The 21,275-nt window shown below is 37.9% G+C and carries 20 protein-coding genes; 9 read left to right on the plus strand and 11 right to left on the minus strand.

The features are described 5' to 3' along the window. Nucleotides 1-6: 6 nt before the first annotated feature. From VB797_RS14660 to VB797_RS14670, 3 genes are all read left to right on the plus strand, one after another. A complete protein-coding gene (locus VB797_RS14660; protein ID WP_323238498.1) occupies nucleotides 7-3,630 on the plus strand; it encodes a hybrid sensor histidine kinase/response regulator in 3,624 nt (1,207 codons plus the stop codon). Between the two features lie 250 nt (nucleotides 3,631-3,880). Further along, nucleotides 3,881-4,570: a CAP domain-containing protein gene (locus tag VB797_RS14665; protein ID WP_323238499.1), complete on the plus strand. Its 690-nt coding sequence runs from the start codon at nucleotides 3,881-3,883 to the stop codon at nucleotides 4,568-4,570. A gap of 100 nt (nucleotides 4,571-4,670) precedes the next feature. After that, complete coding sequence (locus VB797_RS14670; protein WP_323238430.1) at nucleotides 4,671-5,486, plus strand: alpha/beta hydrolase; 816 nt, start codon at nucleotides 4,671-4,673, stop codon at nucleotides 5,484-5,486. Between the two features lie 316 nt (nucleotides 5,487-5,802). On the opposite strand, the gene VB797_RS14675 is transcribed toward VB797_RS14670, so the two are convergent. The 5 genes from VB797_RS14675 to carA all read right to left on the minus strand — a co-directional run bounded on the left by VB797_RS14675 (nucleotide 5,803) and on the right by carA (nucleotide 9,887). Next, nucleotides 5,803-6,105, minus strand: coding sequence for a DUF1816 domain-containing protein (locus tag VB797_RS14675; protein WP_323238431.1), 303 nt, complete (start codon nucleotides 6,103-6,105; stop codon nucleotides 5,803-5,805). Nucleotides 6,106-6,188: 83 nt separating this feature from the next. After that, a complete protein-coding gene (gene rlmB, locus VB797_RS14680; protein ID WP_323238432.1) occupies nucleotides 6,189-7,172 on the minus strand; it encodes a 23S rRNA (guanosine(2251)-2'-O)-methyltransferase RlmB in 984 nt (327 codons plus the stop codon). A 103-nt stretch (nucleotides 7,173-7,275) separates the two neighbouring features. Continuing rightward, nucleotides 7,276-7,752, minus strand: a complete 477-nt coding sequence (locus tag VB797_RS14685; RefSeq protein WP_323238433.1) for a Mini-ribonuclease 3 — start codon at nucleotides 7,750-7,752, stop codon at nucleotides 7,276-7,278. A 463-nt stretch (nucleotides 7,753-8,215) separates the two neighbouring features. Beyond that, on the minus strand, nucleotides 8,216-8,617 hold the full coding sequence (locus VB797_RS14690; RefSeq protein WP_323238500.1) for an STAS domain-containing protein: 402 nt from the start codon (nucleotides 8,615-8,617) through the stop codon (nucleotides 8,216-8,218). A 109-nt stretch (nucleotides 8,618-8,726) separates the two neighbouring features. Further along, entirely contained in the window at nucleotides 8,727-9,887 is a 1,161-nt protein-coding gene (carA, locus tag VB797_RS14695) for a glutamine-hydrolyzing carbamoyl-phosphate synthase small subunit (RefSeq protein WP_323238434.1), read from the minus strand. 416 nt (nucleotides 9,888-10,303) lie between these two features. Between carA and VB797_RS14700 the strand changes: the two genes are divergently transcribed. The 3 genes from VB797_RS14700 to VB797_RS14710 all read left to right on the plus strand — a co-directional run bounded on the left by VB797_RS14700 (nucleotide 10,304) and on the right by VB797_RS14710 (nucleotide 13,391). Next, nucleotides 10,304-11,431, plus strand: a complete 1,128-nt coding sequence (locus VB797_RS14700) for a retropepsin-like aspartic protease (RefSeq protein WP_323238435.1) — start codon at nucleotides 10,304-10,306, stop codon at nucleotides 11,429-11,431. Between the two features lie 529 nt (nucleotides 11,432-11,960). Beyond that, nucleotides 11,961-12,281 (plus strand): cyclase family protein, encoded by a 321-nt coding sequence (locus VB797_RS14705; RefSeq protein ID WP_323238436.1) that lies wholly within the window; start codon nucleotides 11,961-11,963, stop codon nucleotides 12,279-12,281. Nucleotides 12,282-13,112: 831 nt separating this feature from the next. Further along, nucleotides 13,113-13,391 (plus strand): hypothetical protein, encoded by a 279-nt coding sequence (locus VB797_RS14710; RefSeq protein ID WP_323238437.1) that lies wholly within the window; start codon nucleotides 13,113-13,115, stop codon nucleotides 13,389-13,391. 265 nt (nucleotides 13,392-13,656) lie between these two features. On the opposite strand, the gene VB797_RS14715 is transcribed toward VB797_RS14710, so the two are convergent. The 3 genes from VB797_RS14715 to VB797_RS14725 all read right to left on the minus strand — a co-directional run bounded on the left by VB797_RS14715 (nucleotide 13,657) and on the right by VB797_RS14725 (nucleotide 17,294). After that, nucleotides 13,657-14,469, minus strand: a complete 813-nt coding sequence (locus VB797_RS14715) for an Rpn family recombination-promoting nuclease/putative transposase (protein ID WP_323238438.1) — start codon at nucleotides 14,467-14,469, stop codon at nucleotides 13,657-13,659. 75 nt (nucleotides 14,470-14,544) lie between these two features. After that, nucleotides 14,545-15,003 (minus strand): hypothetical protein, encoded by a 459-nt coding sequence (locus VB797_RS14720; protein ID WP_323238439.1) that lies wholly within the window; start codon nucleotides 15,001-15,003, stop codon nucleotides 14,545-14,547. A gap of 80 nt (nucleotides 15,004-15,083) precedes the next feature. After that, nucleotides 15,084-17,294, minus strand: a complete 2,211-nt coding sequence (locus VB797_RS14725) for a phosphoketolase (RefSeq protein WP_323238440.1) — start codon at nucleotides 17,292-17,294, stop codon at nucleotides 15,084-15,086. A gap of 379 nt (nucleotides 17,295-17,673) precedes the next feature. Between VB797_RS14725 and VB797_RS14730 the strand changes: the two genes are divergently transcribed. Together VB797_RS14730 and VB797_RS14735 are read left to right on the plus strand one after the other, a co-directional pair. After that, nucleotides 17,674-17,883: a type II toxin-antitoxin system HicB family antitoxin gene (locus VB797_RS14730; protein ID WP_323238441.1), complete on the plus strand. Its 210-nt coding sequence runs from the start codon at nucleotides 17,674-17,676 to the stop codon at nucleotides 17,881-17,883. Nucleotides 17,884-17,886: 3 nt separating this feature from the next. Next, nucleotides 17,887-18,105, plus strand: coding sequence for a type II toxin-antitoxin system HicA family toxin (locus tag VB797_RS14735; protein ID WP_323238442.1), 219 nt, complete (start codon nucleotides 17,887-17,889; stop codon nucleotides 18,103-18,105). Between the two features lie 219 nt (nucleotides 18,106-18,324). Here VB797_RS14735 and VB797_RS14740 read toward each other — a convergent pair whose 3' ends face one another. Continuing rightward, nucleotides 18,325-18,963, minus strand: a complete 639-nt coding sequence (locus tag VB797_RS14740) for a peptidase M15 (RefSeq protein ID WP_323238443.1) — start codon at nucleotides 18,961-18,963, stop codon at nucleotides 18,325-18,327. Between the two features lie 155 nt (nucleotides 18,964-19,118). Between VB797_RS14740 and VB797_RS14745 the strand changes: the two genes are divergently transcribed. Further along, nucleotides 19,119-20,087, plus strand: coding sequence for a hypothetical protein (locus tag VB797_RS14745; RefSeq protein ID WP_323238444.1), 969 nt, complete (start codon nucleotides 19,119-19,121; stop codon nucleotides 20,085-20,087). Nucleotides 20,088-20,196: 109 nt separating this feature from the next. Here VB797_RS14745 and VB797_RS14750 read toward each other — a convergent pair whose 3' ends face one another. Together VB797_RS14750 and VB797_RS14755 are read right to left on the minus strand one after the other, a co-directional pair. Then, nucleotides 20,197-20,994 (minus strand): cyclic peptide export ABC transporter, encoded by a 798-nt coding sequence (locus VB797_RS14750; RefSeq protein ID WP_323238445.1) that lies wholly within the window; start codon nucleotides 20,992-20,994, stop codon nucleotides 20,197-20,199. Next, on the minus strand, nucleotides 20,940-21,197 hold the full coding sequence (locus tag VB797_RS14755) for a hypothetical protein (protein ID WP_323238446.1): 258 nt from the start codon (nucleotides 21,195-21,197) through the stop codon (nucleotides 20,940-20,942). Before VB797_RS14755 ends, VB797_RS14750 begins: the two co-directional genes overlap by 55 nt. Nucleotides 21,198-21,275: the final 78 nt, after the last annotated feature.

Raw genomic sequence — 21,275 nt, forward strand, 5'->3', positions numbered from 1 at the left:
CACATCATGATCACCGACTCTTCGATCCGCGAACAAGGATATATTTATTTTCTTAGCGAAGCTCCAGAATTGCTGCAAACTATTGAGCAAGAACTTTTTAGTTTGGTTGAGGAGCGAAGTACTAATAAAGTACATAATTTGATGCGAGCTACTCACACGCTTAAAGGTGGTGCTGCAAATGTTGAATTAGAATCAATTACTAAAATAGCTCATTCTTTAGAAGATGTTTTTAAGGCTTTATATAATCCGGAAGTAGAAATTGATTCTCATTTGCACTCTTTACTTTTACAGGCTTTTGAGTGTTTACAATTGTGCTTAACTTCGGAAATGACGGGGACTAAAATTGATGATGATGAGTTGATGCAGCGGGCTGCTTCGGTATTCACACATTTACAGGAAAAACTCGGTGATGCGTTTGGTGCTGAAGCTCATATTCCTACTTCTGAGGAGTTGGGTTTTGATATCGTCTTATCAATTTTTGAAACAGGTGTAACTCAACGGATAGATAGTATTCAAGAATTACTCAAAAATCCTCCCGCGACTGCCGAAGTTGCTACTTTTTTACGTACTCAAGCTGAAGTTTTTACTGGATTGTCTGAGTCTTTAAATTTACCTGGATTCGGTCAAATAACTCAAGCGATTATTGCTGGATTAGAGGCTAATCCCTCTCAAGCCTTGGAAATTGCTAAAATTGCTAATCGCGATTTACAGCAAGCACGGAAAGCAGTTTTAGATGGCGATCGCGAACGTGGTGGAGAACCTTCACAAGCTTTACTTGCTTTTTCATTACCTGGAGCAATTAGTTCTCAGGATGAGACGGATGATTTATCTCTATCACAAAATGAATTATTAAAAACTGAATCTTTTTCTACATCTTTTAAAAGCGAGATCGAACAATTATACGAATTTTTTACAAAAGGGAATATCGATAACGAACCCCTGAAGCCGAAATCTGCAAAATTTAATTTAAAAGTAATTCGATGTCTTTTAGGTTGGTTTAACAATGAGTTAGATATTCCGGAAGAAAACCTTGGGTTACATCTACTTATTCCTAAGAACAATGTTGAAAAATCTATGGAATATATAGAAAACTGGCTGCAAGAGTTTCTGGAATACTTGCAAGATGATTCGGATAGTACTAACCTCTGCCTCTATCGTCTTGGTGGTGTTTTAACTGTACTTTTAGCAGTAGCCAAATTTAAATACTATCAAAATAATTTAGATGATTTTTCAGTAATTGAAACTTTACAAATAAAAATTTCTGATATTGCAAAAGAGTATAAAAAATATTCTCCCGTGATCGTTAAAGAAAAAAATTGGCTTGATAGTCCCAAATTAAAAAAATTATTGGAAATTAAACAAAATTCTCCGGTAATTGCTCTAAATCAAGATGAAAATATTGTAGAAGCAATCTGGGGAGAAGAAGTAAATTCTAATATCAATAATGATATTACTGAAGATACAGCAACTAGATTTGAAGATGGCTTAGAAAATGGACTTACTAACTCCAAATCATTACCAATAGTCCATGATAATCATATAGATGAAGATCCTAAGACAATTATTCAACTTGCGACTAATTCAATAGCCCAAACTGAACATAAAATAGCAGAAAAATCACCAACGACTGCTAGAAATTCTAAATTACCAACATTTGTACGTGTAGATGTAGAAAGTTTACAGCGGCTTAATTATTTAGCAGGTGAATTGCTAATTTATCAAAAGCGTCGGACTTCCCAGGATGAACAGCTTAAACAAACAATTAAGCAGCTATCCGAAAAGCTACAAAAACATCAACAAACTTTAGAAGAATTACGGGAATTACCTTTACAGTCTCAAAAAGCAGTATCGCTAAAGACCTTAAATGTTGGCTTTGTGGACTTTGATTCTCTAGAAATGGATGACTACACTGAGTTTCATTTAGGACTGCACGAAGCTACCGAACAAGCAATCCAATTACAGGAAATTTTAGAATCAGCAGATGTAATTATTCAGCAATCTAGTCAAATTCACGATAAAAAACAGCGATTAACGCTTGGTATTATTGATAATTTGGTCGAAGCAAGAATGTTACCTCTAGGTAATATTTTGAATCGTTTCCCTCAAATGGTGCAAAATCTCAGTAACGTTCACGGTAAAAATGTTGAATTGCGGCTGAGTGGTGGTTCCGTTTTGGTAGATAAAGCAATTGCTGAAAAGCTTTACGAGCCATTATTGCATTTGGTGCGTAACTCCTACGATCATGGGATTGAATCAGCAGAAGTTCGTCGCGATCGCGGTAAATCAGAGCAAGGTTTAATCGAAATTTGTGCTTACAATCGAGGTTCTCAGACTGTCATCGAAGTTCGAGATGATGGTGGAGGATTGAATTTTGAGAAAATTCGCAATAAAGCAATTGAATTAGGATTTTTACATCAAGATCAACAATTTAATCAGTACGATTCAAACTTGATGGAAGAAGAATTACTAAATTGTTTATTTGCTCCAGGATTTTCGACTGCTGGTAAAGTTAGCGATATTTCCGGACGGGGTATTGGGTTAGATATTGTCCGCGCTCAATTGCGATCGCTCAACGGTTCGATCGCAGTTTACTCACAACCCCAGCAAGGAACAACATTTGTATTAAAAATTCCTTTTTCTATGACTACTGAAAAGTTAATGATAGTTCAAACGGGAGGTGCTGCTTACGCACTGTTATTAGACAGTATTGCCAAAATATTGCTTCCATCTCCCGACCAAATTAAACAGTTTGAAAACAAAAAAGTTCTTTACTGGAATACAGGTAAGGAAGAACGCATGGTAAATCTGCTCAACTTTTCAGATTTAATGCAATATCATCGCTCGTTCAACACTGAAAATACATTACATCATCAATCTATAATTAATAATACGGACAAAACTGTAAATCCCATCTTATTACTACGTAGCAATGACCAAATTTTAGGTTTAGAAATTGACCAAATAATCGGCGAGCAAGAATTGGTAGTTAGACCTTTAGGTCAAGCAATTGCTCCACCAAAATATGTTTACGGTTGTAGTAGTTTGGCTAATGGGAATTTAATCCTAGTGATTGATGGTACTTTGTTACCATCAGTGGGCGAAATGCAGGCATCAATTGATTATATGGTATTACCGTCAGCGGGTTCTGCACATAAGACTTTACAAATGTCCGGAGAAATTGTTGCATCTAAAGCGCTACTTACTGCTTCTAAATCTACAAATAATCTTCAAATTACTTCCGGGAATTCAGTCAAATCTTCAAAAGTAGTTTTAGTAGTAGATGATGCGATTAGTTTGCGTCAAACTATTTCATTAACTTTACAAAAATACGGTTATAAGGTGATACAAGCCCAAAATGGAGTAGAAGCGTTAGAAAAACTACAGCACTATTCTAAAGTTGATTTAGTGATTTCTGATTTAGAAATGCCCCGAATGAATGGGTTTGAATTATTAAGCAACCTACGTCAAAGTACGGACTTAGCCAATGTACCCGTAATTGTTTTGACTTCTCGGAGTGCGGAAAAACATCGTCAGCTTGCGGAAGCATTAGGCGCAAATGCTTATTTAACCAAGCCTTATTTGGAACATGAGTTTCTTTCTAAAGTCGAGCAATTGGTAATGAGTAATTGATCTAAACTCCTATACGGTGAATATTAATTTGTAGTCTATTTGACTTACCTCTGAAATATTAAACTTTCCTGATTGAAGTAATTTTGATCTCAACCTGATTTATTTAATAAATCGGGTTTTTTACGTTATTTGCTCGTAAGTAATTCAACATAGTAATAAATATATGATGTCGCGATCGGGAAACTGATGCTAACATCGTGAATCTAGATATATCTACGATACTTATACTTCACTGTCCCATATGATGTTGATGCGTCGGATGCTTTATTGGGTAGCTCTTAGCCTACTTGCTGGATGTTCTTCTGTCGAAATCACTCAACCAATATCTCCAGTGCCGGAAACTCCCTTACAAACCACTGAATCCGTGACGCGCTCTTATCATTCACCTTTGGAACAACGAGTAATTGCTGAAATGAATCAGGCTCGGACAAATCCAAAAGCTTATGCTGCTATATTAGAAGACTATAGAAAACGCTTTGAAGGTAAACGGGTCAAAATTTCTCAAAATGTTTATTTGATCACTCAAGAAGGTGTTCCTGCCGTTGATGAAGCTATTAACTATCTAAAAACAGTTGCTCCCGCACCTCCTTTAACTGCTTCCAAAGGAATGTCTTTAGCAGCCAAGGATCATGTTAAAGATCAAGGCCCTAAAGGTATCGTCGGTCATAACGGTAGCGATAATAGCGACCCTTTTAAACGTTTGAATCGCTACGGAAAATGGCAAGTTACAGCAGGTGAAAATATCAGCTACGGTTCCCATACCGCAAGGGATATTGTCATGCAGTTAATTATTGATGATGGAGTTAGCGATCGCGGTCATCGAGTAAATATGTTTAACCCCGATTTTAAAGTATCGGGTGTTGCTTTTGGAATTCACACCACCTACAGGCAGATGTGCGTTATCACCTACGCTGGAGGATATCAAGAAAACTCAGTTTAATTACCAACTAAAAGTCTAACTCCTAATTTCTAACTGCTAACTGCTAACTCCTAATTCCTAACTCCTAACTCCTAACTCCTAACTCCTAACTCCTTCCCCGATGCACCTCAACGTTTATACTCAAGGTCAAGGCTTCCCGATTCTCTGCTTACACGGACATCCCGGTTCGGGTTCGAGTCTTTCTGTATTTACCGATAGTTTATCAAAGCGCTTTCAAACTATCGCTCCAGATTTACGTGGATACGGTAAAAGCCGCTGCTATGAAAATTTTGAGATGAATGACCATTTAAGCGACTTAGAAGCTCTTTTAAACCGCTTTCAAATTGAAAAATGCTTGGTATTGGGATGGTCTTTGGGCGGCATTTTAGCTATGGAACTAGCGCGGCGACTCCCACAGCGCGTAAATGGGTTGATTTTGGTAGCTACAGCGGCAAGACCTCGCGGTAATCATCCACCCATTTCATGGCAAGACAATCTCTATACAGGTATTGCTGCTCTTTTAAGTTTAGTAAATCCCAATTGGGAGTGGAATATTGATACCTTTGGCAAGCGTTCTCTTTTTCGCTACTTAATTCAACAACATACCCCTACTGCTTACAGCTATATTGCCTCATGTGCCATACCGGCTTACTTCCAAACTTCCAACTATTCAACTCGCGCTCTTTATTCCGCAATCAGAGCCGGATACAACAAAGTTGACGACTTAAGCCAAATTCAATGTCCCTCCTTAGTTCTCGCGGGTACGGAAGATAGGCACATCACATTTGAAAGCAGTTTGGAAACTTTTCAACACCTACCAAATTCTCAACTGCATCGTTATCCAAACACCGCTCATCTGTTCCCGTGGGAAATTCCCCATCAAGTATTAAGCGATATTGACTGTTGGTTGAAGGATAATCCGCATATACAATTTTAGATTTTAGATTTTGGATTTGTGGTTTCTCGTTTTCTCGTTCCCAGGTTCTACCTGGGAATGCAGTTCTAGAGGCTCTGCCTCCAGTCCTAATAAGAGGCAGAGCCTCATGCAATGTATTCCCAGGCAGAGCCTGGGAACAAGTAAGTCTGAGAACAAGTATAAAACTATAATATCGAAATAATGAAACACAAAGTATAACAAAAGTCAAGCCAAAATCGATTATTCATACCTTATGCTTCATTTTTTTTAGAAAACGGTGCCTGATAGAGAAAGCTTTCAGCGAAACTTCAAAAACCTGAATGCTGAAAGCTTTTAATTACATTTGACCGCTAAAGACAGGCTTTACTTTGCGGTCAAACCATTCCCCCAAGTCTTCAGAGATAGTTAAAACTTTTGGTTTACAACGCTTAACATCAACTTTAATACCCTGCGCTCCTTCTAGTTCCAGGTCTTCTACGTAACCCTTCACAGAAGCTTTAGCTTCCGTACCATCTAGAAACGGACCGAAATAATAAGTACACTTAGGATTTTGAGTAGCAATCTCTACCCACCAAGCCAAGCCAAAGTTATCAAAAATGTTCGTAGCAAATTCTTTGAAAGCATTTCCAATTGTGTTCATGGTTGTTGCTAATTACTAAAGTTGATAGTAGGTATTAAAGAGCTATACTGACGGTTTTTCCCTTCACACTTCTTTATACTCTTTTATATACGGTTTTTGGAAGGGGTTTTTGACAAATTTTCTAAGTAAAGCGTATCATTCCAGCGCTGACGATAAATTTCGTACAGTACCATACCAGCCGCAACTGAAGCGTTGAGGCTAGGAGTTTTGCCTTTCAAGGGAATTGACACTAAAGCATCGCAGCATTTTTGTGTCAGCATACCCAAACCATCACCTTCAGAACCAATAACTAAAGCAATTGGGGAACCCTTAAAATTTACTGTATGTATCGGCTGGCTAGAAGAACTAGCAGTACCATAAATCCAAAAACCAGCAGTTTTCAAATCTTCTAAAGCACGACTGAGATTAACTACTCTAGCCACAGCAAAATTATCTAAAGCACCAGTGGCTACCTTCATGACTGTAGAGGTAATACCAACTGCTCTACGCTGTGGAATTACTAAACCTTGGGCCCCAATTGACTCGGCTGTACGAATGATTGCTCCTAAATTGTGGGGATCGGTAATTCCGTCAGCCACAACTATTACTGGGGTATCAGTGGCAGCCAAAGCTTTTTCGATCAAATCGTCCAAGTCAAAATAGTCGTAAGGAGCAATTTGTGCAGCTACTCCCTGATGATTAGCATTTTTAGTAATTTGGTCTAAGCGGCTGGGTTCAACTTCATCTATTACTGTCCCATTCCCTTTGGCTTGCAAAAGCAGATCGTGGAAACGGCGATCGTAGCGCAAACGGGAAGTAATCCAAACTCGATTGAGACGACCTTGGTTTTCCAAAGTACTCAAAACTGGATGACGACCGTAAATTAAATCGCTATTTTCTGATTCTTCTGTAGATGATGGAGATTCAAAATTAGAACTATTTTGACGAGGCTTATCAATTATAGAACTACGATCTCTATCTCTAGTACCATTAGGTAGAGATGAAAAACGCTTACCTTTTAGTTTTAAAGGTTGTGGGCGATTTTCGTCATTAACATTAATTTTGATTTTTCTTGGTTTGTCTATCATATGGTTATTTGGTAGAGCTAAGATGTAGGGTATCTTCTCTCACATTTTTTTACCGAACATTGTCCATTATGGACATTCAAGAGTCATATATTCTGCTACGACTCTATTCTATGATGAGTTTTTGCAGAAGTTCGCTCAATCGTTCGGTATCGGTGAGATATAAATAGCCAATCAAAGTTTCTAGACTGGTGGCTTGTCGGTATGTTTGAGGATCTACACGCTTGGGACGACCTGTGGCGGCGTTACGACCCCTGCGGACAATTTCTAATTCATTGTTGTTAAGATGCGGAATGAGTAAGTTTAACATTTTCGCTTGCTTTTCGGCTCTTACTTGTGACACTACCAAAAGATGATAATTTTCTACCCGTCGGGGTGGTAGCAAGTAATATCTTCTAATATACAGTTCGTAAACTGCATCGCCTAAATAGGCAAGAGCAGTAGGAGAAAGCTGCCGTAGTTGCGATACAGAAAGTTGAGGTAAAAACTGTTCTGCATTTGATCTCGATCCATATAAATCAAATGAATCCTTGCGGACATTTTCACAACCTGAATTTAAAAGATCTTCCTCCTTGGATTTCACAACTTAATCATTCCTGATACGGTTAATAATTATCTTACTTATGATGACTTTAAAAAAAATTAGTTACTACTCGTTCGTTATTGTCGTACTGGTTAGTAATTATTGCCGTTATTGTTACAAAAGTTCTTGATAATTTTAATCGTTTTAACTTGTTACTTCCGAGCGATCGCACTTATTTTAACTTTTATTAACAATATTCTTGCCAATCGAAAATATTCTGTCAGTATAAATAAATTAATTCTATCAATTTCATCCTAATTCTATACCAATTTCAAACTATGTGAATTGGAAAGATATTTTAAAAGTTATAGTTCATATCAATAATCATATATACCTATTGGAAAATATTGAACTTGATGATACCAGTGTCAAATATAAAAATATAATAACTGTCTGCTGGTTTTTAACTAAATAAAAATTAAGCTATCCAAATTTAAATATCGGATAGCTTATTTTTTGACCGTCAAGAAGACTTGGTGTTTTCTAAAGCCTGATCAACTGAAGTTTGTAAGGCAAGAAACTTTTCCAAGCGGACGAGCTTGACTGTCTGAGTAACGCGAGCGTTAGTGACGATTTGAAAGGTACCTTTGGTGTTTTGAGACTGCTTGGCTAATTGAACCAAAGCTCCCAAACCAGAACTATCCACAAAGTCAATTTGCGAAAGATCTAAAATAACGTGTTTGGGACCTTCATCAATTTTAGTACTCAGTACCTTACGAAATGTCGGCTCTGAAAATGCGTCTAACAAACCTGTGAGGCGAAATAGCTGACAGTTATCCCTGACTTCGCGAGTGCCTCGCAGGCTAACGGTTAGATTTAGTGGTTCAGCAATAATTCCCTCCTCATGGTGAAAGCAAACGCTCAAGTATAGATGTTTTTTGTGTCTGTTGTCTACTTTAACCCCTGTTCTAAAAGATAAGGGGAGTGAGATCATCAAAGTCTGACAATTCTCCAATTTCTCACTTTTTCTATTTTTACCTTACTTGAGCAGTAATTGCTTGACGAGATGTTCTCATTGCTTGAACAAAATGCTCAAATAAATAATCTGCATCGTGAGGACCTGGAGAAGCTTCTGGGTGATATTGCACCGAGAAAACTGGTAATGACTTATGTTTGACTCCAGCGACGGTACCGTCATTCAGATTAAGATGGCTAATTTCTACTTGGCTATGAGGTAGTGAATCGGGGTCAATGGCAAAGCTGTGGTTCTGAGAAGTGATTTCGATTCGTTCGTGTAAACCTGCTGGTTGATTTAAGCCGCGATGACCAAATTTAAGTTTATAGGTTTGCGCCCCCAAGGCTTGACCCAAAATTTGATGTCCCATACAAATACCAAATATGGGTTTCTCGGATTTTAATAGCGCTTTCGCAGTTTCAATTCCTTCGGTAACTGCGCTGGGATCTCCTGGTCCGTTGGAAAGAAAAATTCCGTCTGGGTTATGTCTGAGAATTTCTTCGGTTGGAGTATCTGCTGGAACTACAATTACCCGACAACCGTGGCTTGCTAAACGGCGTAATATATTGCGTTTAACGCCAAAATCCAAGGCTACAACGGTGAATTTTTCGTTGTTAGTTGAATCCTCATTAAATTCCCACGCTGGAATTGTGGGTTCCGACCATTCGTAAACTTCTGAAGTAGTTACTTCTTTTACCAGATTTAATCCGCTCATCGATGGAGCTGCATTGACCTGCTCTAGTAATTCACTGGGATCGAGTATTTCAGTAGAAACACCGCCATTCATCGCTCCAACGTTGCGAATTTTACGAGTTAATGCACGAGTATCGATACCATATATACCAGGTATCTGGTGCTGCTTTAAGTAATCGGGTAAAGATTGAGTTGCTCGCCAGTTGCTTGGTCGATAACAAATATTACGAGCGATACAAGCTCGCAAATGTGGTTTATCGGACTCCGCATCAAGAGGATTAACACCAGTATTTCCTAATTCTGGATAAGTAAAAGCAATAATCTGACCGCAATAACTAGGGTCGGTCATTACTTCTTGATATCCCGTCATGCCGGTATTAAAAACAACTTCGCCGATGGCTGTGCCAGTAGCACCAAAAGACCAACCGCGATAGCTGGTTCCATCCGCTAAGACAAGTAGAGCAGGTGTTGCGTCAAACAGAGGCATAAGCAATAAAACGATTACGATTAGCTATTGGGAGCGAAACATAATTATCCCACGAGTTAATTTACTTGAATTTTTTATTTTTATAAGTAAATTACAAATAAGTAGTTGTGTAAAATTAATTAAATATTTGGTTGAGGTCGGGAATAAGGAGTAGGGAGTAGGAAATAGGAAATATATAACTGAGCAGTAAAGATCTTAGAACTAATTACTATTCGTACTCAACGAACAAGTCCAAAAGTTTCCTACTGATTAAAATAGGTAAAAGAGCATAGGTGAAGGAGAATTATATTTTTAGGCTTGAAGATGCTTGGACGATCGCACAAAATTAGGCAGATAGTCGTGTTTGATGAATGTTGAATAATTAAAACTTGAAAATAGATTTTTGCCCCCAAGGGCTTGGTAAAATCAAAACTATTATGCTTAAGCCTTTGTTTTCCCGTACAGCGTCGATCTTACTATGGAGCGTACTAACTATCGCTAGTACTGCCTGTAGCCAAGAAAAAACTGCCAAAACTCCGACTAATCAGCAGCCGCGATCGGTGCCGAGTGCTTCCCCTGTGGTGGGTTCGCCTAACTCGGCACAATCAACTAAAACCAATGAAGAAGCTATACCAACTTCCTTTGAAATGGCATTGGACAAAGCCGCAGGTGGTTTTAGCGTCAGTCAATCGGCTCATTCTCCAGAAGATTGGAAATTAGTGGCTGATTATTACCAAGATGCCATTAACTTGATGAAAACTGTTAAGCCTCAAGCCAGCTACTACCCGATCGCTAAAGCAAAAGTTAAGGAATACCAGCGCCATTTTGATTATGCTCTGGAAAAATCGGTTGCGCTTCCTCAACCCCAACAGCCAGAACCCGAAAAAATAGTAGTATCAGTACCGCCGCTCAAAGAATCGATCGCAAGTAAAAAAATGCAGATTCCTCAAGGGGTACAAAAGATATTGCAGCAGAATTTACAATCTCCTATCGCCCTACAGCAGGAATTACCCCCGCTTCCTCAACCCGCACCACCCCCACCAACACCTCAAACGGTAGAAATACCCATCGAGACAAAACAGGTGTATGCTGCCGTACCGATTCAAGAAGACAGCCGTCAAGCGATGGTATTTCGCGCTCCAATTAAACGACGTATCGGTGGTACACCAATTATTGATGTCACTTTTAACGGGAAACGCCAATTTGAGATGATTGTTGATACGGGAGCCAGCGGGACTGTAATTACTCAGCAAATGGCTAGCTCGCTTGGTGTTTCTACTGTTGGTAAAGCAAAAGCAAATACTGCAAGCGCTCAATCTGTAGAATTCCCCATCGGCTACGTTGACTCTATTGAAGCAGGTGGTGTCAAAGTCAAAAAAGTGGCTGTGGCGATCGCCGGTTCGGAATTGGAAAATGGACTTTTAGGACACGACTTTTTTGGTAACTACGACATTACGATTAAAAGCAATGTTGTTGAATTTCGTCCCCGGTTCGATGCTCCAATACCTAAAAAGGAAACTCGAAAAAGCATTCCTATTTATCCCAAAAAGCTTTTTAAGGAGTAATTTCTACAGAGACAAATATAAGTGAGGGGTCTTGACCCTAATAGGAATTTAAAAATTAAAGTGTAATATTTCAATAAATACGATCTTTAACACGGTATTCGTATAGTTCGGTGATGCTCTGAGGAGCAATTTTAGAATAACTTAATATTGCGCGGTATACGGCAACAGTCAAGGACAAATTATATTTGCTCCGTATTTTTCCTGGTGTCTTAAACAAAAATTAACCTTTTTTTAGCTAAAGCTTAAGCTATAAGGTGTTAACCTAAATAGTAATTCACTTTTTGCTGCAACATTTGAACTTACCCCCGAACTTTTAGAGTATATAGGGTTCGGGGGATTATTTATTTTAGATTTTGGATTAAAGCTCGATCTTCTCTAGTAGTCTACCAAGCCAATGCCGGTTGAGGTGAGGGAGTAGGGTTGGGGGGAGTAATGGAAATAAAATTACCTGCAAGCTTCCCTTGGCTCTGTAATAATAGTTCACCACATAAGTTCTGCGGGGTCATAGTAGTGCGACGCTGCAAAATTAATGTGGTGGAGCAACGAACAAGCTTTTTTTAATCAAGACGTTCGAGGGATGATGCATTTCCCCGGTTTTGGGGTTGATGCAGCTAAGCTATTAATTCAAGAAAGAAATATTGCTGGGATTGGAATAGATACCCACGGTGTAGATGCGGGTCGGGACACAGGTTTTACTATCAATCGTTTGATGTTGGAACAACCGCGCATTGTATTGGAAAATTTAACTAATTTGGAACAGCTACCCGCGACTGGAATTATTCTTGTTATTGGAGTTTTAAGGTTGCGCTGCGGTTCGGGTTCTCCGGCAAGTGTGGTAGCTTTGCTATGAGTTTTTGCGATTTAGTAAAATATAAAAAGATAATTAACTTTATTGATTATTAATAATGATTAATTATGCAATTGGTATTTGCGTTCAGCTATGCTGCCTCTATCGCCAACCAAATTGATAAATACTACTTTAGGAGTATATGTTCAAAGCTGGTTTTTAGTAATATTAGATGTGTCACAAAATGAAAATTATAACTATTAAAAGTACATAATTCAGTTTTTCGGGCTGTAATGGGTTTTTAAGGCTATTAATACCGTTTTTTTGACTTTCAATGATTTTAAGGTTGGTATTTTGACTCATCAATAAGGATATTTGTATTTGCAGCAGTAGTTTATTGCTCTAAACAATAAATCTATTTCTAGTTCGTCTTGATGCTGATAGCTGGATGCCATTATTGATTGTATTCGGACTTAGAGTTTTGAGTTATGTTGAGATTACTGAAATAATTATATCCAATAACTTATCGGTCAAATGAATATACTTTCTAAAGTAAACCTCGGTCGAAGACGTATGAATTATGCAGGTATCGCGCAGCTTTCAATATTGATAATCGATTGATCCCCATTAACTAAGACTCCAAAAGCATTGGAATCACTTATATCAACTTGACGTTATACTTAAAATAACATTAAAACAGAAATAACTAGAATAAATGTTAAGACAATTATCTCTAAAAAGCGGTTTATTGATTTTTTTTAAATTTTGAGAGATTGATATTTAGAATTGTAAAACAACTGTTATATAATGCCGGAATAGTTGTTATCTTATTAGAGCGATAGATGGTTATGAGTAAATACAGTTTAGGAGATAGAAATGCTTACAATTTATCTAATGCTATTGATTCTTGCTTTGGGTACTATATGGCTGGGATTGAAGATAGCCGAAGAAGTCTATCGTATTGCAGTAGTGTTTACCGGAGTAATACTTTTAGCGATGGGGTTTGTATTGGCTCCATCATTTATACAGATAGGTAGCGTATTGTTGTTATTAGGAGTTTACCAACTCTATATTTCGCAACCTAAATTTAATATGCTTGTAAGAAATGAAGTTGAAGCGGTGAAAACAGTTAAATGCGTAGGACCTAATTGTTCAGTCGTAAATGCTGATTAACTGAATAATTAAACTAAATTTTGCTCATTTTTAAAAAAATTGCATAGTATACATAAGTCAGAACTTAGAAGTTTATTCTTCTAGCTTCTGACTTTAGTTTTTGTATTTAATCTTCGTGGAATTTAAAATTAAGCCGGAGTGGGAATTGCGATCGCGTTAATGTTGATGAAAATTATAACTCCTGTCTACTTTTGTTTGTTATCAACTAATATCTTTAAAATACAAATTTTCACAGTAAAAGCAAATAAACTAATCTACATCAAAATTAAGATTCTTCCTCACTTTGCTTTTTAATAGCTCGTCGAACTACTTCAACTTCTAATTCGAGCGCTTCAGCAATTTGTTCTACACTCAAACCCATATTTAACATCCGAGGGATTGTTTCGAGTTTCGTTTTTTGTTCAACCTCTTCCTTCACTTCCTCTTTAACTTCTTCTCTAACTTCCTGATAAAATCTAGTTTGTCGCCATTCCGTTAATCCAAACATCGCTTCTAACTCCTGTCTACTTTGATTGGAAAATTTATAAATCAGCATCCTTTCTACTAATTCTAAAAGCTGACGACGGTTTGTGACATCTGCTTGTTGTACTTTGTCGATCAAGTTTCTTGCTACTTGTACTGCTTCGTTTTCTGGAGCAACTACCAAACCAATAATTCCTAACCCGATTGAGGAAGAAGTATCGGTTAATTCATCCAAATATATTACTTGAATTTGCCCATGAGATAGTGATGTTTGATACGCGATCGGTATACCTGGATCGAGACTGCGTTTTGCCCATAAAACCACTGCTTGCCAAGGTTTTTCGGGTCTGTATTGATTCAAATAAACAAATGCTTCGGTAATTAATCGCCAGTATAAATCGTCATCGCGCTGATATTGTACTTCTACAAAATAAATTGGATCGTGTGGGTATTCAGGTTTGGGTAAAAATAAACCATCAATCCGTCGTGCAAGTTCTTTTATTTCCACAGAGGAAAATTCGTAATGGAAAGCTTGTGTAGGAGACTGTTGCAGTAATTCAAACAATACGCTGGGGAGATTTTGCAGCAGAGTATAGAAGATGGTGTCTGTTTTCATCTATTACCGCTTTTGAAATGGTAGAGCATATGTATTATATAGCAATGCGATGCCGTGGTAGAGATAGTTTAATTTTCAAGGATGGAGTCGATATTCTATATAACTTTTGAGAATATTTGTATTTGGAGCTTGCTGAATATTTAACGTTTTTTGCACAACGGAGGAAAGCTCGCGAAGTTTACTCCACTCAGGAAGTTTGAAAATAGTTGAGTTATCAGTATCCTCGTTATAATGATTCTCTATAAAATTGATTATTTCAAATATTTGCTCAAAAACTTTAAACAAACCTTGAATGTTGTCATTATGTGGCTCGTCTAGCCAGATTAAGATTGAGTTTAAAGATGCCTTGTACTCATTTACCAAAATTTCCAAAGCATTATCTGTGATTAAATCTCCGTCTGGAAAGTCATATTTTCTTTCTTCATCGAGGACTGGTATAATTTGTATTTGCTGTTCTTCGGGTAATGCAAAAAATTTGATAAGAGTTGCTTTTGAAGCTAATATATCATTTACTTCTTCGCTTAATATCAACATAATTCATAATTCATAATTCATAATTTTAGTTTTACTTCAGCACCAAAAACTCAATTAGTGCTGAAGCGCAACTACAAAACTTAACCTACTAACTCGATCGCTCTTTCTTTCAAACCTTCGGCTGTCAAACCGTTAAATGCCATCAATTCACCCGCACTTGCAGTGGTTTCCCCGCGTCTCCATGCAAAGGTATCGCGCTTGCAGTTACTCCGCAGCATCACGGGTTCTAACATCGCCGCAGCACCACCAGTAATGCCAATCAAGGCATCTCCATCGAATATTTCGGCAAATTTAGCATCATCGATAAAATCACCGTCTGAGTGCGAACATAAATCCCAAGCTGTATCGTGGGGACGATATAAACGACGGGGGTTTACAATGGAAACAATTTTTACGCTTATACCTTCACTTTGCAGATGTTCGGCTGCTTCGTATACTGGCTTTAACATCATGTCACCAATGACTGCAAAGACAACTTTCTTGTTACCATCGGTTTCTTGCAACACCACCGCACCATCTTTTAAGGCTTGTCGGGTTTGTTCAAAGGTAGTACGAATTGGCAAGGGTGATTTGCTCGCAGTTATGACAATTCCTTTATTTTTAGTAGTCAAAGCCCATTCGTAACAAGCTTGAATACTGTTGGCATCGGTGGGGAATAGTGGGAAAATATTGCCGTTACGCATCATGGAAGCAAAGTAAGCTTCGATTTCCGGGCGTTGGTGAGTCCATCCGTTGCGTCCCTGTTCCAATGCACCGGCGGTAAATAAGGTTATTGTAGAAGGAGTTGCTCGGCGTAATTCTGCCATTGCTTGAGTTACAGTTTGCCAAATTGGTAAACCGTTGATGGCAAAGGATTCGTAGGAACACCATAAACTGCGTCCCCCCATCAAGCATAAACCCGCAGCTAAACCAGCACAAGCATCTTCGCTCAAAGGTTCGTAAACTTGCCCCTGTGGTGCTTGATTGTAATCATCATCTTGGGTGGGATGGATAATTTTTAAAGCTTCATTGATATTGCCAATACCCGATGCGGCGTTTCCGTCAGCGTTGGTAACTAAAAAATTCTTGTCAGCTTGTCCGACTTTACCAACTAAAAGTCCCATCGCGGTAGTAGAAACTTTTGGCTCCCCACCTACCTGAAACTCTTCCAAAGGCAATTTACCCAACTCAGGTAATTGTAACTCAAATTCAGTCACCGCAATCTTTGCAGCAGGGCCACCACCAGCGCGATCGCAATTGTTCCGCACTAATTCCCAAGCTTCTACAGATAAAGCCCGTTTTTTCAAGGCTTCTACCATATGAGCAGCATCTAAAGTATCTTTGGGATAAAGGTTGTGGGATTTGGAACCAGTAGCGTGAACTCCCGCACCTTTGAGTTGTTTAATAATAAATACGGTAAGTTTGCCACCAAGTGCAGATTTAGCAGCTTTATCAATTCCTTCCAATACGGCTTTGGTAAATAGCAATCTTCTCTCAAAGGAAAATTCGGTACTATCAACATAGTCACCCGGCTGATTGCGATCGTCAAAGTCTTTAGCATCAACAATAACAACTTCTTCAAAACCATTACCAACCCAGTAATTTCCCATCTCATCATTGGTTTTCAGCGAAACCATGCTGTGATGTTCCTGAGAGTAACCATTCCACACCAACACCGGGAGAAAATTAGTAATCTTTGGGAAAGCCGTATTAAAATGCGCGATCGCACTCATAATATAAGGCTCCCCTAAACCTCCATCACCAACGGTAAAGGGAAATAATTTATCTCGATTTAAATAAGCCGCAGCCATCGCAAAATGCTGACCTTGACCTAAAGGACCAGCAGGTGCGAGAATGCCAGGAATCATACCCGAAAGGTGTCCCAGCAAACCGTGTTTTTCCCGATAACGTTCCCGCAACTGTGCCACCGTGGTAATATCCATGTCTTCTAGGGAACGGTCAAGAAACATGGCACTATAAAAACCGGGAGCGTGGTGTCCCACTTCCGTCAGAATATTCTTGTAACCCAGCATGACTAAAGCAGCATAAGCTTCCGCTTGAGATGCAAAACCACCAGGATGTCCCGAAGCTTTACTTCCGGTAATTTGTAATGTTAAATAACGTAAAGCATCGGCATAAAGTAAAGTTTGGTAAACTGCCGTTGGGTCTTGACTACCGTTGATAGCGGTTTTACCATCTTGTATGGCACTTTGCTTACCATACTTATCAAAATCAGGTTTTGTTTCCCCAAAATATTGAATACCTTCGCAAAACTTGGGAGCCGATGTTGCTTTGGGAGTAGTTGCTGTCATGCCGATTACCTAATAGCCGCTTTATATCTAACAAAATTTTACAACTTTACGGTTACTGGGATTGATTGCGATTTCTCAACCTATAGATAAATAATGGCAATGGGCATGGAAAGTTAGGAGTGAGGAGTTTTGAATAATTCAAAATAATTAATTCTTGTTTCTCTTCCCCCTCTACTATTTCTGTGCGCCGTGAAGCCAACCTACCAACTTTGAGTGATTTGGAACGAAACAATATTGTTTGTGGTGTCACGCACCAACTGGGTATTATAACAATATCGTAAGTCCTGTTAATTTAAAAATGAAAATCATTATTCTTTTTTTTATTATGGACAACTAACAAGCGAAACGACATAATAATCAAGTAAATATAATCGCACTTATGAAAGTCTTCACTGCAATTATAGAGCGAGATTCTGACACTAATCTTTACGTTGGTTATGTTCCTGGATTTCCGGGAGCGCATTCCCAAGGAGAAACTTTAGACGAATTGCGCGAGAATCTCCGAGAAGTAATTGAAATGCTTTTGGAGGATGAAAAAGTCGTATTTAAGACGGATTTTGTTGGTACGCAGCAGATTGTGGTTCAATGAACTATGAGCAACATACCTGTTCTCAAACCACAAGAAGTTGTACGTATTTTAGAAAAGCTGGGTTTTGTAGAAGTTCGTCAAAAGGGTTCACACAAACAATTTCGTCATAAAGATGGTAGAGGAACTACAGTTCCGTTTCATAAAGGACGTGATATTTCTCCCCGACTTTTACGGCAGATAGCAAGCGATATCGAATTGACTGTAGAAGAATTCTTAGAATAGCTTGTAGGTTGGGTTAGACACGAAAAGCAAACTTGGCTCGTAACGACAATAATATTAATCGTGTCGTAACCCAACATTACCGTATTAAATAAACAATATTATCGCCGCGAGGATATGAGATTTTTAATAATATCAATAATGCAATGTTGGGTTACGGCGCGATCTAAACTTTTAATTAAAACCTATTATTTTTTGTGCGCTGTGAAGCCAACATACAAACTACTTAATAAATTCCCGATAAAACTGCTCATGGGAACCCGAAAAATTATCCATTCCTTCTTTTGTTAAATATCCTTTTTTACCAGTATGGGGATTTTCTACATAGCTATAAATATTTTTTGAACGTTTCGGATTCTCGCTCCAGCTAATATTAAAGGCTGCAAACTTTGGAAAAAATACCATATCTGCGTAAGCATCTATACTATCGTGTATCCACCATGCCAAAGCCGTCCAATCTTCACTTTTTGTGTAATAAGGTAAAAATGAATTAACAATAATACACGCTGTTGCTCCCATATACCCATCTTTATCTAAAGCATCCCAGATATGTTTGGCATAGTTTGATTCATTACTCGCACAATTGTACTGATTTTTATTTTCCGCTCCCTTAGCGTTAACTGCACGAGAACGGTATGCTGAACGAATGCTAACTCTACCGAGTACGTCTTGAATTGGCTCTAGCACAAACTTACAGAGATTGCTTCCGGATTCTACAGCCAAATCAATATCGTCTGGAATATTGGGTATACCCTCGATCTGAGAGATTTCTGAATATAGAAATTCTCGCATGAAAAAATTTTTAGAGAGTTGGATTCTTCCTAATTCTTCTAAAGCTTTAACAGTTTGGGGCTTTCTCATGATTACAGTAATTGTATTAGGTCAAATACTTGCATTTTGTAAAATTTTTATGGTTAAGGGTTTTTTATCCGTAATTTAACTATTTTATTTGTATTCTACAAATACTAGCTAATATAGTTAATTTTTCGGACATCATATAGATTAAAAATAAAATCATGACAAAAATGCGGAAGAAGTTATATTCAACATTTGGGGAAAAGTTAATTTTACAAGTCTCTCCATTTGTTGCTACCTCGATGTTAGCAAGTTCACCTACTTTAGCTGCAACTTTTGCTAGTTCCTTTGGGGAGTTAACATTCACAAATTTCAATAGAGAAAACGCAGCATTTGAAGCGATTAATGATGCTAATGCTTCTGCTGAATCTAAATCCGATGATAGCAGAGCAGATTTTAAGAACTTTTCTAGAACTAATGCTAAACCAACTCCATTAGACATATCTAATATTGCAGAAAGTTTGACATCTGGTGAGGGTTCAAGTTACGAAGCTTCAGCGGAAACCATGCCAAGATTTTTTGCCAATTTTGATGTAAGTAGTAACGATACTTTATCATTCGACTTTACAACTATTCTCGATTTAGAAGCTTCTGTAGACAAACCAGGAGTTGAAACTGCGAATGCTGCGGTCGATATTGCTTTTTATCTTTTGGATACAACTGGTATTTCTATAGATAATCGGTTTGATTTTCTCAACTCAACACAACTAGAACCAAATCAGATTAGTCAAAATAATATATTAGAATATTTTACCCTTGCAGCCAACATTGATGCTTTAGGTAGAATTGATTTTATTAATAACACTAAGAGTAAAAATATTGATATTAACAGTGATTTCAGTTATTCTAATGTCGAAGAAATTGGCGATTTGGCTAGAAGTCGAGCAATTAGCACTTCTCTTTTTAAGGGTTCTGTAGAAAGCTTTTTTGAACAAGATAGAAATGTAACTTTGTTGGCATTTAAAAATACAAAATCTAATGTTAAAGTCCCCGAATCTGGAACTAGTTTATGGTCGGTTATATTTGCAGGGTTGATTACTCTAGTTACTAAAATAAAACATAAATTTGATAAAAAACCAACACCCTATAAGGGTGCGGCTACAGAAACAAAGCCCACCTGCGTGGGCTAAGAATGCTCATAGCCCACGCAGGTGGGCTTCGTTAAGGTAGCCCCAGGCTTACAGCCTGCGGGCTTTTTGTAAAATTGGGAGTTCAATTTAATTCAAGCCGTAACCCAACTTACCCATTCCCGATCGCACGATTCTCAACTACACGACCATAATCTAGTTTAATTAATCGATCGCAATTATTAAAATAAAGGTCATCATGACTGATAGCAATTACAGTTTTTCCACGCTGTTTTAATTCTGGAAGCAATTTGTTATAAAATATTTCTTTAAATACGGGGTCTTGATCGGATGCCCATTCATCAAATACGTAAATTGGACGATTTTCTAAATAAGCTGTTAGTAAAGCCAGACGTTTGCGCTGTCCCTGAGATAAATTTATTGTCGATAAAACACCGTCTTTAACTGTTACTTTTCGCTCTAATTCTAATAGTGTAAGATAATTCTGTATTTCTGTTTCGCGGTTTTCTTCTATTCCTAACAAGCGAGCAAATAAATAGAAGTCATAAAACACGACAGAAAACTGCTGACGATACCATTCACGGTTATCATCTGTAACGGGACGATTATTAAATAAAATCTGACCGTTATCGGGAACGTATAAGCCCGTAATTAACTTAACTAAAGTTGATTTACCGCTACCATTAGCACCGACAATAAAAACTAATTCACCTGGCTCAAACTTGAGATTGATATTATCTAAAGTAAACTGATGTTCTTCGCTCTCTCCACCATAAGCATGACTTACATTAACCAATTCTAAACTCGTCCAATTGGATTCAAAATCAGAACCTGTAGGAAAATTTGGTTCGGTAACTTGTTCGGAAAGAGATATTCCTAAAGATTCAATTTTATTTAAAGCGATATTTGCTTGAGCAATTTGAGGTAAAGACGATTTATCAATACCCAACTAATAAACTGAAAAATCCATAAACCAACGCAGAGGCTAACGAACAGCACAATTAACCAAACAGGTGAGTTTTGCAAATTGGCGATCGCATAATTGATAACGGCGATAATACCCGCACCACTAGCACCGCTAAGAATACTAAATATTGCTGCTAAAAAGAAATCTTTACCTGAATTTTTGAGCAGAAGTCGGATAATTTTCATAAAAAAAATGTTCTGTATTATATCATGTTCGCGTAACAATTCTCAGATGTGTAAGGGTAGGTAATTGGTAATGGTTAA

Origin of the sequence: Rivularia sp. UHCC 0363 (assembly GCF_034931125.1) — a bacterium.
Classification (GTDB): Bacteria; Cyanobacteriota; Cyanobacteriia; order Cyanobacteriales; family Nostocaceae; genus Rivularia.

What these genes read in the sequence shown, in the direction of transcription:
- VB797_RS14700 (WP_323238435.1), top strand. Translation starts at nt 10,304, where the DNA reads ATGCTTAAGCCTTTGTTTTCCCGTACAGCGTCGATCTTACTATGGAGC.
- VB797_RS14705 (WP_323238436.1), top strand. Translation starts at nt 11,961, where the DNA reads ATGTGGTGGAGCAACGAACAAGCTTTTTTTAATCAAGACGTTCGAGGG.
- VB797_RS14710 (WP_323238437.1), top strand. Translation starts at nt 13,113, where the DNA reads ATGCTATTGATTCTTGCTTTGGGTACTATATGGCTGGGATTGAAGATA.
- VB797_RS14665 (WP_323238499.1), top strand. Translation starts at nt 3,881, where the DNA reads ATGCGTCGGATGCTTTATTGGGTAGCTCTTAGCCTACTTGCTGGATGT.
- VB797_RS14660 (WP_323238498.1), top strand. Translation starts at nt 7, where the DNA reads ATGATCACCGACTCTTCGATCCGCGAACAAGGATATATTTATTTTCTT.
- VB797_RS14720 (WP_323238439.1), bottom strand. Translation starts at nt 15,003, where the DNA reads ATGTTGATATTAAGCGAAGAAGTAAATGATATATTAGCTTCAAAAGCA.
- VB797_RS14745 (WP_323238444.1), top strand. Translation starts at nt 19,119, where the DNA reads ATGACAAAAATGCGGAAGAAGTTATATTCAACATTTGGGGAAAAGTTA.
- rlmB (WP_323238432.1), bottom strand. Translation starts at nt 7,172, where the DNA reads ATGATAGACAAACCAAGAAAAATCAAAATTAATGTTAATGACGAAAAT.
- VB797_RS14755 (WP_323238446.1), bottom strand. Translation starts at nt 21,197, where the DNA reads ATGAAAATTATCCGACTTCTGCTCAAAAATTCAGGTAAAGATTTCTTT.
- VB797_RS14735 (WP_323238442.1), top strand. Translation starts at nt 17,887, where the DNA reads ATGAGCAACATACCTGTTCTCAAACCACAAGAAGTTGTACGTATTTTA.
- VB797_RS14675 (WP_323238431.1), bottom strand. Translation starts at nt 6,105, where the DNA reads ATGAACACAATTGGAAATGCTTTCAAAGAATTTGCTACGAACATTTTT.
- VB797_RS14670 (WP_323238430.1), top strand. Translation starts at nt 4,671, where the DNA reads ATGCACCTCAACGTTTATACTCAAGGTCAAGGCTTCCCGATTCTCTGC.
- VB797_RS14730 (WP_323238441.1), top strand. Translation starts at nt 17,674, where the DNA reads ATGAAAGTCTTCACTGCAATTATAGAGCGAGATTCTGACACTAATCTT.
- carA (WP_323238434.1), bottom strand. Translation starts at nt 9,887, where the DNA reads ATGCCTCTGTTTGACGCAACACCTGCTCTACTTGTCTTAGCGGATGGA.
- VB797_RS14725 (WP_323238440.1), bottom strand. Translation starts at nt 17,294, where the DNA reads ATGACAGCAACTACTCCCAAAGCAACATCGGCTCCCAAGTTTTGCGAA.
- VB797_RS14740 (WP_323238443.1), bottom strand. Translation starts at nt 18,963, where the DNA reads ATGAGAAAGCCCCAAACTGTTAAAGCTTTAGAAGAATTAGGAAGAATC.
- VB797_RS14715 (WP_323238438.1), bottom strand. Translation starts at nt 14,469, where the DNA reads ATGAAAACAGACACCATCTTCTATACTCTGCTGCAAAATCTCCCCAGC.